Annotated in this window: 14 protein-coding genes and 1 riboswitch; of the genes, 6 read left to right on the forward strand and 8 right to left on the reverse strand. The window is 59.4% G+C overall.

Annotated features, from left to right (window positions below; all coding sequences use genetic code 11):
* A complete protein-coding gene (locus HCK86_RS00305; RefSeq protein ID WP_176082488.1) occupies positions 1-759 on the reverse strand; it encodes a gamma-glutamyl-gamma-aminobutyrate hydrolase family protein in 759 nt (252 codons plus the stop codon).
* A 286-nt stretch (positions 760-1,045) separates the two neighbouring features.
* On the opposite strand from HCK86_RS00305, the gene HCK86_RS00310 reads away from it, so the two are divergent.
* Positions 1,046-2,164 (forward strand): TRAP transporter substrate-binding protein, encoded by a 1,119-nt coding sequence (locus HCK86_RS00310; RefSeq protein WP_176082489.1) that lies wholly within the window; start codon positions 1,046-1,048, stop codon positions 2,162-2,164.
* A 76-nt stretch (positions 2,165-2,240) separates the two neighbouring features.
* Here HCK86_RS00310 and HCK86_RS00315 read toward each other — a convergent pair whose 3' ends face one another.
* The 3 genes from HCK86_RS00315 to HCK86_RS00325 all read right to left on the reverse strand — a co-directional run bounded on the left by HCK86_RS00315 (position 2,241) and on the right by HCK86_RS00325 (position 5,192).
* Positions 2,241-2,606: a hypothetical protein gene (locus HCK86_RS00315; protein ID WP_176082490.1), complete on the reverse strand. Its 366-nt coding sequence runs from the start codon at positions 2,604-2,606 to the stop codon at positions 2,241-2,243.
* Between the two features lie 235 nt (positions 2,607-2,841).
* On the reverse strand, positions 2,842-4,620 hold the full coding sequence (locus tag HCK86_RS00320) for a TRAP transporter large permease subunit (protein WP_176082491.1): 1,779 nt from the start codon (positions 4,618-4,620) through the stop codon (positions 2,842-2,844).
* The gene (locus tag HCK86_RS00325; protein WP_141148687.1) at positions 4,617-5,192 is read right to left on the reverse strand and encodes a TRAP transporter small permease subunit; all 576 of its coding nucleotides are present in this window, start codon (positions 5,190-5,192) and stop codon (positions 4,617-4,619) included. The genes HCK86_RS00320 and HCK86_RS00325 overlap by 4 nt, the downstream gene beginning before the upstream one ends.
* A 415-nt stretch (positions 5,193-5,607) precedes the next feature.
* On the opposite strand from HCK86_RS00325, the gene HCK86_RS00330 reads away from it, so the two are divergent.
* The 4 genes from HCK86_RS00330 (at position 5,608) to HCK86_RS00345 (ending at position 8,910) form a co-directional block, all read left to right on the forward strand.
* A complete protein-coding gene (locus HCK86_RS00330; protein ID WP_176082492.1) occupies positions 5,608-5,832 on the forward strand; it encodes an aa3-type cytochrome c oxidase subunit IV in 225 nt (74 codons plus the stop codon).
* Between the two features lie 103 nt (positions 5,833-5,935).
* On the forward strand, positions 5,936-7,087 hold the full coding sequence (locus HCK86_RS00335; RefSeq protein WP_176082493.1) for a Re/Si-specific NAD(P)(+) transhydrogenase subunit alpha: 1,152 nt from the start codon (positions 5,936-5,938) through the stop codon (positions 7,085-7,087).
* The gene (locus HCK86_RS00340; protein ID WP_176082494.1) at positions 7,087-7,500 is read left to right on the forward strand and encodes a proton-translocating transhydrogenase family protein; all 414 of its coding nucleotides are present in this window, start codon (positions 7,087-7,089) and stop codon (positions 7,498-7,500) included. The genes HCK86_RS00335 and HCK86_RS00340 overlap by 1 nt, the downstream gene beginning before the upstream one ends.
* Before the next feature lie 12 nt (positions 7,501-7,512).
* Positions 7,513-8,910, forward strand: coding sequence for an NAD(P)(+) transhydrogenase (Re/Si-specific) subunit beta (locus HCK86_RS00345; protein WP_176082495.1), 1,398 nt, complete (start codon positions 7,513-7,515; stop codon positions 8,908-8,910).
* Positions 8,911-9,032: 122 nt separating this feature from the next.
* Here the strand turns inward: HCK86_RS00345 and HCK86_RS00350 are convergent, their stop codons facing one another.
* Complete coding sequence (locus HCK86_RS00350; RefSeq protein WP_176082496.1) at positions 9,033-9,428, reverse strand: ApaG domain; 396 nt, start codon at positions 9,426-9,428, stop codon at positions 9,033-9,035.
* A 149-nt stretch (positions 9,429-9,577) separates the two neighbouring features.
* Positions 9,578-10,762, reverse strand: coding sequence for an O-succinylhomoserine sulfhydrylase (locus tag HCK86_RS00355; protein WP_176082497.1), 1,185 nt, complete (start codon positions 10,760-10,762; stop codon positions 9,578-9,580).
* A gap of 34 nt (positions 10,763-10,796) precedes the next feature.
* Positions 10,797-10,874, reverse strand: a riboswitch (SAM riboswitch).
* 70 nt (positions 10,875-10,944) lie between these two features.
* Here HCK86_RS00355 and HCK86_RS00360 point away from each other — a divergent pair.
* A complete protein-coding gene (locus HCK86_RS00360; protein WP_176082498.1) occupies positions 10,945-12,042 on the forward strand; it encodes a 2'-deoxycytidine 5'-triphosphate deaminase in 1,098 nt (365 codons plus the stop codon).
* Between the two features lie 68 nt (positions 12,043-12,110).
* Here the strand turns inward: HCK86_RS00360 and HCK86_RS00365 are convergent, their stop codons facing one another.
* Positions 12,111-13,073, reverse strand: a complete 963-nt coding sequence (locus HCK86_RS00365; RefSeq protein WP_176082499.1) for a 2-hydroxyacid dehydrogenase — start codon at positions 13,071-13,073, stop codon at positions 12,111-12,113.
* 123 nt (positions 13,074-13,196) lie between these two features.
* A complete protein-coding gene (locus HCK86_RS00370) occupies positions 13,197-14,237 on the reverse strand; it encodes a LacI family DNA-binding transcriptional regulator (RefSeq protein WP_176082500.1) in 1,041 nt (346 codons plus the stop codon).
* Positions 14,238-14,277 lie beyond the last annotated feature (40 nt).

The following is a 14,277-nucleotide window of genomic DNA, read 5'->3' on the forward strand; positions in this document are numbered from 1 at the left end:
TCAGGCGCGGCCGGCGGAGGCCTGATAGGCACGGATGGCCTCGCCGAAGGCTTCGAGAAGCTTGCGCGACGGCGTATCGGTCGTGGCCCAGTATTCCGGATGCCACTGAACGCCAACAGCCATGGCCTTGGCCCCGATCACCGAGACCGCCTCAACTGTTCCATCCGGTGCGACAGCTTCGACCTGCAGGCTGGGCGCCAGCGCGTTGATCGCCTGGCGATGCAGCGAATTGACGGTGATATCGCCCGCACCGAGAACGGCTGCAAGGCATGAATTCTCGGCAATCGTCACTGTCTGGCGTATGGCGAAAGCCGCATCGCGATCATCCGTTTCCGGCTTGCGATGGTCCATGCGGCCTTCCAGGTCCTGCACCTCACTCAGGAGCGTGCCGCCAAGGGCAACATTCAGCTCCTGAATGCCGCGGCAGATGCAGAACAGCGGAATGCCACGCTCAACCGCTCGGCGGATCAGCGGCAGCGTTGTGGCGTCACGGCCCGGATCGAAGGGACCGTCCTTTTCTTCCGCTTCCCGGCCATAAAGCGACGGGTGGACATTGGAGCGGGCGCCGGTGATCAGGACGCCGTCAACCCGGTCGAGAATGGCATCGATGTCATTGCCGTTCCTGAAAGCAGGGATGATGAAGCTCATGGCGCCGGCAACGTCGAGCGCTGCACCGACATATTGCTGCTGGGCGGCGTGCCAGATGGCTTCCTGAAATTCACAGGTATCGGCGGGGACGGCAATGATGGGTCTGGACATGTTTGCTGGACTCGAGGCTTGGATCAAGGATTTGCGCCGGCGAAACTGGCGCGAAGCAACGCTGCTGTCAATCGGCCTTGTTGCGGCTTCAAATTGCGCTTCGTAAGGCCCGGTGCAGAGATAAAATGACGATTGCTCATTATACCTTGGTTTAAGCATAGCCATTTTGCGACGCAAAACAGGCTGTTCGACGATGGCGCGTGCTTGAAACGCCGGTCGCAACATGCTTTCCTCGCCCTGCCGTCCGTTCAGGAGGAATAGCGGGCAGGCACATTGGGAGGAAAATATGGACCGTCGTTCTTTCATCAGGAAGGTCGGCACGGGCAGCGTTGGCGCTGTCGCTGCCACCGCACTCGCCGCCCCTGCCATCGCGCAGGAAAATCCGAAAATCACCTGGCGCATGACGTCGTCGTTCCCCAAGTCGCTTGATACGATTTATGGCGGTGCGGAAGATATCGCCAATCATGTCGCCGCGGCCACCGACGGCAATTTCACCATTCAGACCTATGCTGCCGGCGAAATCGTGCCCGGCCTGCAGGCACTGGATGCGGTGCAGAACGGCACGGTCGAATCCTGCCACACCTGCTCTTATTATTTCTGGGGCAAGGACCCGACCTTTGCCATTGGCACGGCGATCCCCTTCGGCCTCGATGCGCGTCTGACCAATGCCTGGTATTATCAGGGCAATGGCTCGCAGCTGATGAATGACTTCTTCGCCAAATATGGTGTCGTTGGTGAACTCGCCGGCAATACCGGGGTGCAGATGGGCGGCTGGTTCCGCAAGGAAGTCAACACGCTGGAAGATCTGAAGGGGCTGAAGATGCGTATTGCCGGCCTGGCCGGCAAGGTGGTCGAGCAGCTTGGCGTTGTGCCGCAGCAGATCGCCGGCGGCGACATCTACCCGGCGCTTGAAAAGGGCACCATCGACGCCGCCGAATTCGTCGGCCCTTATGATGACCAGAAGCTCGGCTTCTACAAGGTGGCGAAGTACTACTACTATCCCGGCTGGTGGGAAGGTGGCCCGGTCATCCATGCCTTCTTCAACAAGGAGAAGCTGGAAGCCCTGCCAAAGGGCTATCAGGCGGCACTCAAGGATGCCTGTGCCTTCGCCAACACCAATATGATGGCGAAGTATGACATGAAAAATCCGGTCGCGATCCGCCAGCTTGTTGCGGATGGTGCGGTGCTCAAGCCCTACAGCCCCGAGATCATGCAGGCTGCCTTTGATGCAGCCACCAAGGTCTACACCGATATCGGCGCCTCGAATGCCGACTTCAAGAAGATCTACAATGATCAGATTGCCTTCTCGAACGAGGGTTATCTGTGGCTGCAGATTGCCGAATACAGCTATGACACCTTCATGATGCGCCTGCAGCGTGCCGGCAATCTTAAACCACTGGCATAAAGACTATTCAACTTCCCTGGTTGAAACATGAAGACGGCTCCGCATGCTCAGGCCTGCGGAGCCTTTTCATATCGCCTCAGAAGCTGAGGCATGCCTTTGCTTCAAGCGCCGAACCTGCACGGCTGACGCAGTCGCGCAGGTCATTGTCCTTGCGGGCGAGCAGATTATAGCGCGCCGTCAATGCATCATGGTCATCCTGAAGCGCATTATAGGCGTCGATCACCTCGACCATGTCCGATCTGCAGACAAAGCCGCGAATATCGCAGGTATCGGCCGCGAAACACTGGGCATCCGTGTCCACGCATTTGGTGTCCGGCCCGCAGACACGCGATCCTGTCGCGGCACAAAACCCGCTTGTGTTGGAGGGACAGGAAAAATCACCGGATAGCGCGGCTGTCGCCAGAAGCGGCACCGCTGCGGCCATGATCGCCAGAAATCGCATAAAATCCTCCTCATCATCCGCCGCCGACCGGTCTCCCCCCTGTCAGACGACTGAAGCGCTGCCGCATTTCTGCGCATCGCGGAAGCGCTCCATCGCATTGTTTTTCGCGCGCCCTGAGGGAAAACCGGTCTCCGCTTTTCCCAGAAGCACTTCTGGACCATCATCGGACGATCAGCACCTATCATGCAAGAAAAATGGCCGCGTGGTGAACGCGGCCATTGTCGGGAGCTTATGATCAGTTGAAGGCAGGCGGCTGCGACAGGTCCTCGCCTGGCGCCGGCGCTGGTGCCGGGGTCGATGGCGCTCCCAGATCACCACCAAGTGGCGGCAGGCCGAACGGATCGTCGCCGCCATTGTCACCATCAAGCGGTGCAAGGCCGCCGCTGTCACCAAAGCCGAAGCCGGGAACAGTAATGGTGACGGAGGCCGGATCCACGCTCGGCGCTTCATCCTTGTAGTGTGTGACAAGCTGCGGGAAGGAAATGACCGCAACAATTGCCAGAGCCTGGATGACGATGAAGGGGATGATACCCTTGTAGATCGACATGGTCGGCACGCCCTTCATCTTGGCGCCTGTCGCCTTGTCGACCCATTCACCGGCCGGCGTGACTGATCGCAGATAGAAAAGCGAGAAGCCGAAGGGTGGTGTCAGGAAGGAGGTCTGCAGGTTGATACCGAGAATGATGCCGAACCAGATCAGATCGATGCCCAGAGCCTGCGCCGGCTGAACCAGCAGCGGCACCATGATGAAGGCGATTTCGAAGAAATCCAGGAAGCATCCCAATATGAAGACAATGATCGTCACCACGATCAGGAAGCCATATTCGCCACCCGGCAGGCCGGTCAGCAGATCCTCAATCCAGACGTTGCCGTTGATGCCGTAGAAGGTCAGGCTGAAGACGCGCGCGCCCATCAGGATCATCATGACGAAGGCAGAAAGCTTGGTGGTGGAATCAAGCGCCTGCTTCAGCGATTTCAGATCCAGCCGGCGCTTCGCCAGCGCCAGGATCAGCGCACCCGAAGCGCCCATCGCGCCGCCTTCGGTCGGGGTGGCGATGCCCAGGAAAATGGTACCGAGCACGAGGAAGATCAGCGCCAGCGGCGGAACCAGGACAATGATCACCTGCTGCGACAGCTTCGACAGAATGTTGAGCTTCATGCGCTCATTGGCAATGGCGATCAGATAGACCACGACCACCGCAAAGCACAATGCCGCCACCAGGCGCCAGGCGTCATTCGCCGCCGTAAACAGCACGTGATAGCCGAGGAAATAGAGGGCAACGGCCAGTGCGATCATCACGAAGAGCGAGGTGATACCATTGCCGAGCGTGCGGGCCTCGGCGGGCATGGCGGGCGCTGACTTCGGGCTCACCATCGAAACGATGAAGACATAAAGACAGTAGGCCGCAATAATCATCAGCGACGGATAGAGCGCGCCCACATACATGTCCCCGACGGAGCGGCCGAGCTGGTCGGCCATGACGATCAGGACAAGTGACGGCGGCACGATCTGCGCCAGCGTGCCGGACGCGGCAATGGTACCCGTGGCGAAGGGACGGCTATAGTTATAGCGCAGCATCACCGGCAGGGAGATCAGCCCCATGGCCATGACGGATGCGGCAACGACGCCGGTGGTCGCCCCCAGCAGCGCACCGACCAGCACGACAGCATAGGCGATACCGCCGCGCACCGGTCCGAACAGCTGGCCGATCGTGTCCAGCAGATCCTCGGCCATGCGCGAGCGTTCGAGAATGATGCCCATGAAGGTGAAGAACGGCACCGCCAGCAGCGTTTCATTCGACATGATCCCGCCGAAGAAGCGGTCCGGATGCGACTGCAGAAGCGGCCAGAACAGGTGGATCTGCGGCGAATAGGATGAAAGCTCGACGCCGAAGACGAAGAAGATCAGCCCTCCGGCGGCAAGCGTAAAGGCAACCGGATAGCCGAGAAGCAACATCCCCATCACGGAAACGAACATGATGGGTGCGAGATTATGGGCGATGAGATCGATCATGCTTCGTCGTCCGCTGTCTTCAGGGGCATGGCGTGGCTGTTATCGGAATAGAGCGTATCGCGCTCCTGCAGACGGCCCGAAATCACGGCAATACGCTTGATGATTTCCGAAAAGGCCTGCAACAGCAGCAGGAAGAACCCGAACAGGATGAAGAATTTTGCCGGCCACAGATGCAGTCCGCCGGCATTGGTCGACATCTCGCCCGTCAGAAACGAGCGCAGGAACCAGGGCCAGGAGAGATAGACCATCATCGCGGCGAAAGGCACGAGGAAGAAGATGTGCAGGATCAGGTCGATCCAGTCACGGGTGCGCTTCGACCAGTTGCTCGACAGAATGTCGATACGGATATGCTCGTTCTTCAGCAGCGCATAGGCCGCCGCCAGCATGAAGACGGCACCATAAAGATACCATTGCACCTCAAGCCAGGCATTTGACGACAGGCTGAACAGCTTTCGGCTGATCGCATTGCCTGCGCTGATCAAAATGGCGGCCAGCAGCAGCCAGGAGACCGATTTGCCAATGAACTCATTGACCCGGTCGATCAACCGGCTGAGCTTCAACAGTAATTCCATGGGGTCCTCCAAACCGTTCGACCTCCTTAACGGAAGTTGTCAAGGCCGCGCAACATGCCTTTGGTACTATACGGCCGGAAAAATACGATTCTCGTGAAGTTTTCGGCAAGCGAACAGGCCGGAGGACGACCATTTATTGCGTCGACCTTCACTTAATCAAATTGTCGGAGCTGCTGATAGCGCCATCGGCAGGCGCTCGGCAAGGGCAAAAACGCAACAGATACGGTTCGAAGCGCCCGTAGAAACGGTATTTCCGGCTTTTTTACATTTTTATCGCGCCCGTCTGGATGAATGACGCCGGAATTGCGACGCGATACCAATGTTGGTGGGACCCGCGCGAATGTGCTAGCTTTGCCGATGATCGGAGGGAGAGCCGGTCTGCCAGGGTGAAGGCAATGCATGGGTGGAGGACTTGATGCAGCATGCTGACATGAATGATGCCGCAACGGCACGACAGGACGATTTTCACGAACATGAGCACACCTACCGGATGTTCCTGCGCGGAACCCGGATTCTGACCGTGCTTGTGATTGCACTGCTTCTCGGCATGACCGCAGGCCTGATCGGACCGTTCGGATTTCTTGGCGGTTTGATCCTTTTCATATTCGCCAGTGCAATCGGCCTTTATAGTTTCCGCTAACCGGTCCTTCTGCCGGTCTGTTCCGCCGGGTTTGCCGGATGGACAGCGTTGGGGCGTTGCCGTCCCGGCGACAAGCGTTTCACCCTGGTTTTGGGAGTAGATGGTGAGCAAAACAATTTTTGTGCCGAAGGAGAGCGCGCTTGCGGAAACCCGCGTCGCCGCATCGCCCGACACAGTCAAGAAACTGAGTGGTCTCGGCTTTTCTGTCGTGATCGAAACCGGGGCGGGGCTTGCGTCGCAGATCAGCGATGCTGATTTTGAAGCTGCCGGTGCGACAATTGCCGGGCCGGAGGCTGCATCCTCTGCCGATGTGATCTTCCGTGTTCGCCGGCCGGAGGCGGGCGAAATCGCGGTCTACCCATCCGGTGCGGCAGTCTTTGCGATGATGGATCCCTATGGTCAGGAGGAGGCGCTTTCCGCCATGGCCGCCCAGGGACTTTCCAGCTTTGCCATGGAATTGATGCCGCGCATCACCCGCGCCCAGTCCATGGACGTCCTGTCCTCACAGGCAAACCTTGCCGGCTATCAGGCGGTGATTGAGGCAGCCGCGGTCTATGACCGGGCCATGCCGATGATGATGACGGCGGCGGGAACGGTTCCGGCCGCCCGCGTCTTTGTCATGGGCGCCGGCGTTGCCGGCCTGCAGGCAATCGCAACCGCACGCCGCCTCGGTGCCGTCGTCTCGGCAACCGATGTGCGTCCGGCTGCAAAGGAGCAGGTTGCCTCGCTCGGCGCAAAATTCATTGCTGTCGAGGATGATGAGTTCAAGGCAGCGGAAACCGCCGGCGGCTACGCCAAGGAAATGTCTGCTGCCTATCAGGCCAAGCAGGCAGAGCTGGTTGCCGCCCATATCGCCAAGCAGGACATCGTCATCACCACGGCGCTGATCCCGGGACGCCCGGCGCCCCGGCTGGTCTCGCGCGCCATGCTTGCCTCCATGCGCCTTGGCTCCGTCGCCGTTGACCTTGCGGTCGAACGTGGCGGCAATGTCGAAGGCGCTGAAGCCGGTGGCATTGCCACTGTCGAAGGCGTTTCAGTCGTCGGTTATGTCAATCTGCCGGGCCGGATCGCCGCCAGCGCGACGCTGCTCTACGCCAAGAACCTTCTCACCTTTTTCCAGACGCTGGTCGACAAGGAGACCGGCGCAGTGACCATCAATCAGGATGATGAACTGGTCGCAGCCACGCTTCTGACCCATGGCGGCGCGGTCGTTCATCCGAAATTTGGTGCGGTCCCTGCTGAAGGAGATGCATAATGTCCATATCTGATGCCAATTCGGCCATCGACAGTGCAATGGGTTCGCTTGAACAGGCGCGCCAGGCACTTGGCAATCTCGACGCCGGCACCGTGGCCAATCTCGCCCATGGCGCAAGCGGCGGCGCAATCGATCCGTTCGTCTTCCAGTTCGCGATCTTCATTCTGGCGATCTTCGTCGGCTATTATGTCGTATGGTCGGTCACGCCGGCACTGCACACCCCGCTGATGGCCGTCACCAATGCCATTTCCTCCGTCATCGTTGTCGGCGCGCTTCTGGCGGTCGGCCTGTCGGCGAGCGGCCTTGCGACCGGCTTCGGCTTTGTCGCGCTGATCCTCGTTTCGATCAACATTTTCGGCGGTTTTCTTGTCACCCAGCGCATGCTGGCCATGTACAAGAAGAAGGACAAGTGAGGCGTTTGAGCGATGTCCGTTAATCTTGCAGCTTTGCTGTTTCTCGTCTCCGCCGTCCTGTTCATCATGGCGCTTCGGGGATTGTCCCACCCATCGACCAGCCGCAAGGGCAATGTCTACGGCATGGTCGGCATGGCCATTGCCATCGGCACAACGCTGTGGCTGGCGCAGCCTTCCTTCACCGCACTGATCTTCATCCTGCTGGCGCTTGTGATCGGTGGCTCCATCGGTGCCTATATCGCCCGCACCATCGCCATGACGGCGATGCCGCAGCTTGTCGCCGGTTTCCACTCGCTGGTCGGTCTTGCCGCCGTGCTTGTGGCCGCTGCCGCCCTTTACGCACCGGAAAGCTTCGGTATCGGCGTTGCCGGAGATATTCACCTGCGGGCACTGATCGAAATGGCGCTTGGAGCCGCGATCGGCGCGATCACCTTTACCGGCTCGATCATCGCCTTTGCCAAGCTTGACGGGCGCATGTCCGGCAAGCCGATCATGCTGCCGATGCGCCATGCCATCAATATCGTGCTGCTGGCGCTGCTGGTGATCTTCATCATCGCACTGACGGCGACCGCCGCGCCGGTCTTCTTCTGGCTGGTCGTTATCCTGGCGCTGGTGCTCGGTGTGCTGCTGATCGTGCCGATCGGCGGCGCCGACATGCCGGTCGTGGTCTCGATGCTCAACTCCTATTCGGGCTGGGCGGCCGCCGGTATCGGCTTCACGCTCGGCAATATGGCGCTGATCGTCACGGGTGCGCTTGTCGGCTCGTCCGGTGCAATCCTGTCCTATATCATGTGCAAGGGCATGAACCGTTCCTTCATCTCCGTTATTCTTGGTGGTTTTGGCGGCGATGCCGCAGCGGCGGGTGCCGCCGACAAGGGCGACCGCAACGTCAAGCTCGGTTCTGCCGATGATGCTGCCTTCCTGATGGAAAACGCATCCAAGGTCATCATCGTGCCCGGCTATGGCATGGCCGTTGCCCAGGCCCAGCACGCGCTGCGTGAACTGGCGGATCTGCTGAAGGGAAAGGGCGTCGAGGTCAAATATGCCATTCATCCGGTCGCCGGCCGCATGCCGGGCCATATGAATGTGCTGCTGGCCGAGGCCAATGTGCCCTATGACGAGGTGTTCGAGCTTGAGGACATCAACTCTGAATTTGCCCAGGCTGATGTCGCCTATGTGATTGGCGCCAATGATGTCACCAATCCGGCCGCCCGCGATGACAAGACCTCGCCGATCTACGGCATGCCGATCCTTGACGTCGACAAGGCCAAGACCTGCCTGTTCGTCAAGCGTTCACTCGGCTCCGGCTATGCCGGCATCGATAATGAACTGTTCTACAAGGACGGCACGATGATGCTGCTCGGCGATGCCAAGAAGATGACGGAAGATATCGTCAAGGCCATGGGCTGAGTACCGGCCCCCTCCACCGGCTCACAACCGGTAGATAAAGAAGAACATCGGGGCGGTCGCGAAACCGCCCCTTTCTTTGCAGACATCACGATTGCCACGCAAATGCTCGCATCAGCCACAGCTTAGTTCAGGCTGTGCCCCGCATAAGGCGAGTTCAGCGAGCAGCCAGGCAGGGCGATCTCCAGCAGTTCGCCGTCCTCCATCTGCATCAGGCAGTGGCCGAACATGACGCCGCTTGGCGTTTTCAGCGGACCGGCCGAGCTATAGAGAAAATGCTGCCCCGGCCCCAGCACCGGCTGGCCAAGCACGGTAGCGCTGTCACCGAAATCACGAACCAGACCAAACTCATCGGCGGCATGCCAGTAGCGTGCAACAATGCAGATGTGGTGATCGCTGTGATTGATGACTTCGACCGAGCAGGACCAGACATAACAATTGTCGTTCGGCCGTGAGAGGTCCGTCTGGAAAAACGGCTCGACCTTAACTTCTATATCGCGTGTTCGCGCACAAAAAATCATTCAGAAGCCCCCGCATTCTGATGGTTAGCGCTTACCCGTTGGTTGTGTTTTTTATATTGCGTCTATCTAACGGTGTTACCGAGAATAACCGGCAATCCATCAAATGCAATATGCGGGAAGACCTAAAAAGCAGAATGCGGGAGGTATTTTCAGCCTTTGACCTTCGAAAGTGCCGCTGCGAAGTCCTCAACCAGGTCATCCGTGTCTTCGATGCCGGCCGAGAACCGGATCGTTCCGCCAGAAATGCCAAGTTCGGCGCGGGCCTCTTCGGAGAGGTTCTTGTGCGTCGTGGTGGCCGGATGGGTGATCAGGCTCTTGGCATCGCCGAGATTGTTGGAGATCGACACGACGTCCAGCGCATCCTGCAGTGCGAAGGCTGCCTCCTTGCCGCCTTTCAGCTCAAAGGCGATCAGGGTCGAGCCACCGGACATCTGCTTTGCAATGATATCGGCCTGCGGATGGTCGGCGCGGCCGGGATAGACCACCCGGGCAACCTTGTCGCTTGTCGCCAGGAAATCGGCGATTTTCGCCGCACTCGCGGTCTGCTGGCGCACGCGCAGTGCGAAGGTTTCAAGCCCCTTCAGCAGCAGCCAGGCATTGAAGGGCGAAAGCGCCGGACCCGTGTGGCGGAAATAGTCCTGGAAGACATTTTCTATCCAGTCCTTTGACGACAGGACGACGCCGCCAAGGCAGCGACCCTGGCCATCGATATGCTTGGTGGCCGAATAGACGACAACATCGGCACCGAGCTCCAGCGGTTTCTGGAAAAGCGGCGTCGCAAAGACATTATCGATCACAAGACGGGCTCCGACGGAGTGGGCAAGCGCTGCGACACCGGCGACATCGACAACCTCCAGCGTCGGATTGGTCGGGCTTTCAAGGAAAAAGACCTTGGTATTGGGCCGGATTGCCGCTTCCCAGTTCTTCAGATCGCGGCCATCGACCAGGGTGAATTCGATGCCGTATTTCGGCGCCAGTGTTTCGATGACCCAGCGGCAGGAACCGAACAGCGCCCGACCGGCAACGATGTGGTCACCGGCCTGAAGCTGGCAGAGAAGTGCAGCCGAAACGGCGGCCATGCCGGAGGCGGTGGCGCGCGCTTCTTCAGCGCCTTCGACGGCGCACATGCGCTTTTCGAACATATCATTGGTGGGGCTGCCATAGCGGGCGTAGATGAAACCATCATCTTCGCCCTTGAAGCGTGCTTCCGCTGCGGCAGAATTGTCGTAGAGGAAGCCCTGGGTCAGGAAGATGCCTTCGGACATCTCGCCGAACTGCGAGCGAAGGCTGCCGCCGTGTACGAGCTTGGTCTGAGGACGCCAGGAATTCTTCATATCATTCTCCAAACAAAAAAAGCCGGTCTTGACGGACCGGCTTCACCCGGTCTTTTAGCAAGTTGTTTTACGTGGCTGCAAGCCGACCGGCCAAATCACCACGGGATAAATCGGGCATAGTCGGTTCAGGTGCTTGCGTCAATTCTCAAAGATTGGTTTTGTCGGCCAAGAGGTGCAAAATTATGTCCCAGAGACCCGGAATTCTCGCCGATAGCGCCATTGCTGCGCTTTTTGCCACTGGCGCGCTTCACGCCGAGGCGGAACTGGATGCTGATCAGATCCAGCCTGCCAGCCTAGACCTACGCCTTGGCGCCAAGGCCTATCGCGTGCGCGCAAGCTTTCTGCCCGGCCCGACCCATAAGGTCGCCGACAAGCTGGCGCGCTTTTCGCTGCATACGGTCGATCTCACCGATGGCGCTGTGCTGGAGACCGGCTGTGTCTACATCGTCGAGCTGATGGAAGGCCTGAAGCTCGGCCATGACATGTCCGCTTCCACCAATCCGAAAAGCTCAACCGGCCGGCTCGATATCTTCACCCGGGTGATGGGCGATTACGGTCAGGAATTCGATGTCATTCCGCCGGGCTATGAAGGCCCGCTCTATCTGGAAATCTCGCCGCGCACCTTTCCGGTGATTGTCCGCCGGGGCTCGCGCCTGTCGCAGATCCGTTTCCGCGCCGGCCATGCGCTCTTGAGCGAGGTTTCACTGCTGGCGCTGCATGAGGCGGAGATGCTGGTGGCCAGCGATGCACCGAACATCACCGGCGGCGGTATCGCCCTGTCGATTGATCTCGAGGGCCGGGAGGGTGACGATCTGATCGGCTACCGCGGCAAGCATCATACCGGCGTGATCGATGTCGACCGCAAGGCTGGCTATGACATTCTCGATTTCTGGGAGCCGATCTATGGCCGCGGCAAGGGCGAGCTGATCCTCGACCCGGACGAGTTCTACATTCTGGTTTCGCGTGAAGCGGTTCATGTGCCGCCGCTATATGCCGCCGAGATGACACCGTTCGATCCGCTGGTCGGCGAGTTCCGCGTCCATTATGCCGGCTTCTTCGATCCCGGCTTCGGCCATGCGGAGGCGGGCGGCAGCGGCGCGCGCGCCGTGCTGGAAGTGCGCAGCCATGAAGTGCCGTTCATTCTCGAGCACGGCCAGATCGTCGGCAGGCTGGTCTATGAACACATGATGGACAAGCCGGAAAACCTCTATGGCGCAGGCCTCGGCTCCAACTATCAGGCCCAGGGGCTGAAACTGTCGAAACATTTCCGTCCGGACTGAGGCCCAGTGTCCGCGCCGGCATGATCCCAAGGGCGGCCGGAGCCACCCCTGGTGTCTGCCCTGCCCGCTCAGCCCTTGGGCTTGAAGGGCGTCTCCGGCACTGGCGTCAGCGGCGCACCATCATTGAACCAGCTGCGGATATTGTCGCCGACCAGATTGCCCATAGCCGTGCGCGTCGGCACCGAGGCGGAGGCGACATGCGGCAGCAGGCTGACATTATCGAAAGCCATCAGCGCTTCAGGGACATTCGGCTCATCATAAAAGACATCGAGCCCTGCCCCGCCGATCTCGCCCTTTTCCAGCGCGGCGATCAGATCATTCTCATTCACGGTCCAGCCGCGGCCGACATTGATGATGACGCCGGTCGGACCGAGCGCCTTCAGGATCCCGGCATCAATGGTTTTGTGGGTCTCAGGCGTCTTCGGCACAATGGCGATCAGCGTGTCGACAGCCTCGGCCATTTCAGCCAGCGAGGCGTAATAGGTGTAGTCGACGCCGTCCTTTTTCGAACGGGTATGATAGGAGATCTCGACCTTGAAGGGCTCGAGCCGGCTGGCGATCTCAAGTCCGATACGACCGAGACCATAAAGCCCCACTTTACGCCCCTTCATCGACAGCCGCGACAGGTCGAAATTGCCTTCTCGCGCCCAGCGGCCTTCGCGCACCCATTTCTCGGCGCTGTAGAACTTGCGAAGCGTATTCAGCAGCAGCGCAATCGTCGTGTCGGCGACCTCATCATTCAGCACATTCGGGGTGTGGGTGACGATGATGCCCTTCTTGGCGGCATGCGCCGTATCAATACCATCATAGCCAACCCCCGGACAGGCGATGATCTCGACATTCGGGAATGCATCCATCATCGCGCCGGAAAACCCGCCAAAGGCAACAACGGCCCGGATGCGCGCAACCGTTTCTGAAGACAGGCCTGCAGGCCCTTCTTCCGGCATGGCGATCAGGTCGAAATCGTCACGCAGTGCGTCTTGGACGAATTTGTTCAAATTCTGCGACAGCAGAACGGCAATCCTGGACATAAGGTCTCCTGAGAAGGCTAAAGAAACGCGGGTCCAATCGGTTTAGAAGAGAATACGGCACTTGAAAACCATCAATCGCGTGCAAATTGGCCTGCCTGGCCATCGCTGCGCCGATCTGACCGGTCAGATCGCGTAACGGCTTTCTGCCATTTCACGGTGCGGTCCGGTGGACTGGCGGATCCGCATCTCGGGCTTGATCAGATGCATGCCGTTCGGCGCATCGGAACCAGCGAGCTTGTCGAGCAGCGCGCGCGCCGCCAGCCGCCCCACTTCAGCCTGCCCGTTCCACACCGTGGTCAGGGACGGCGTTGCAATCGATGCTTCTTCCAGATCGTCATAGCCGGTGACGGAAATGTCGTGACCGGGCACCAGCCCCGCCCGCGAAATGCCGTTCATCAGGCCGATGGCAACAAGATCGTTCCAGCATACCGCCGCGGTCGGCTTTTGCGGCAGTGACAGGAAATGCACGGCCGCCTCGAAACCGCCCTGCTTGGTGCGGGGACCGGGAATGCGCAATGCCGGATCAATCTCGATCCCCGCCTTGCGCAGCGCATTGACATAGCCCGAATAGCGATCACGACCGGTCGAGGTCTGGTCCGTGCCGCCGATCATGGCGATGCAGCGATGGCCGAGACCGATCAGGTGGTTGGTCGCAAGCGCAATGCCATAGCTGTCATCACCGCGATAGGTTGGGATATCGAGTTCTTCCATGGAACGGGCGACAAAAATGGCCGGCATGCCATTGTCCTCGGCCAGCATCACATCTTCCGGCGGTGTTCCGATCGCGGGCGACATGATGACGCCATCGCCACCAAGCTGCAGCAGGGTTTCGATGAAATTGCGCTGTTTTTCGACCGAATCATAATGGTTTGAGAGAATGAATGTATGCTGGTTGCGGTCGAGCTCACTCTCGATCGCCTTCAGGATCTCACCGTAAAACGGGTTCATGATGTCGTGAACGACAACGCCGATAATGCCCGAACGCGATGTTCTGAGCGACGCGGCGCGGCGGTTGTAGATATAGCCGAGCGCGCGGGCCTGCTCCTTGATCCGCTCCCGTGTCGCTGCCGCGACAAGCGGACTGTCCCTGAGGGCCAGCGATACCGTTGCCGTGGAAATTCCAAGCGATTCAGCGATCGTCGAGAGTTTTACCTTTTGCGCCATGCATTCCGCTCCTCAGAGACCTGAACTCTTATCCGGTGGC

Source organism: Martelella sp. HB161492 (assembly GCF_013184775.1).
In the GTDB taxonomy this organism is placed as follows: Bacteria; Pseudomonadota; Alphaproteobacteria; order Rhizobiales; family Rhizobiaceae; genus Martelella.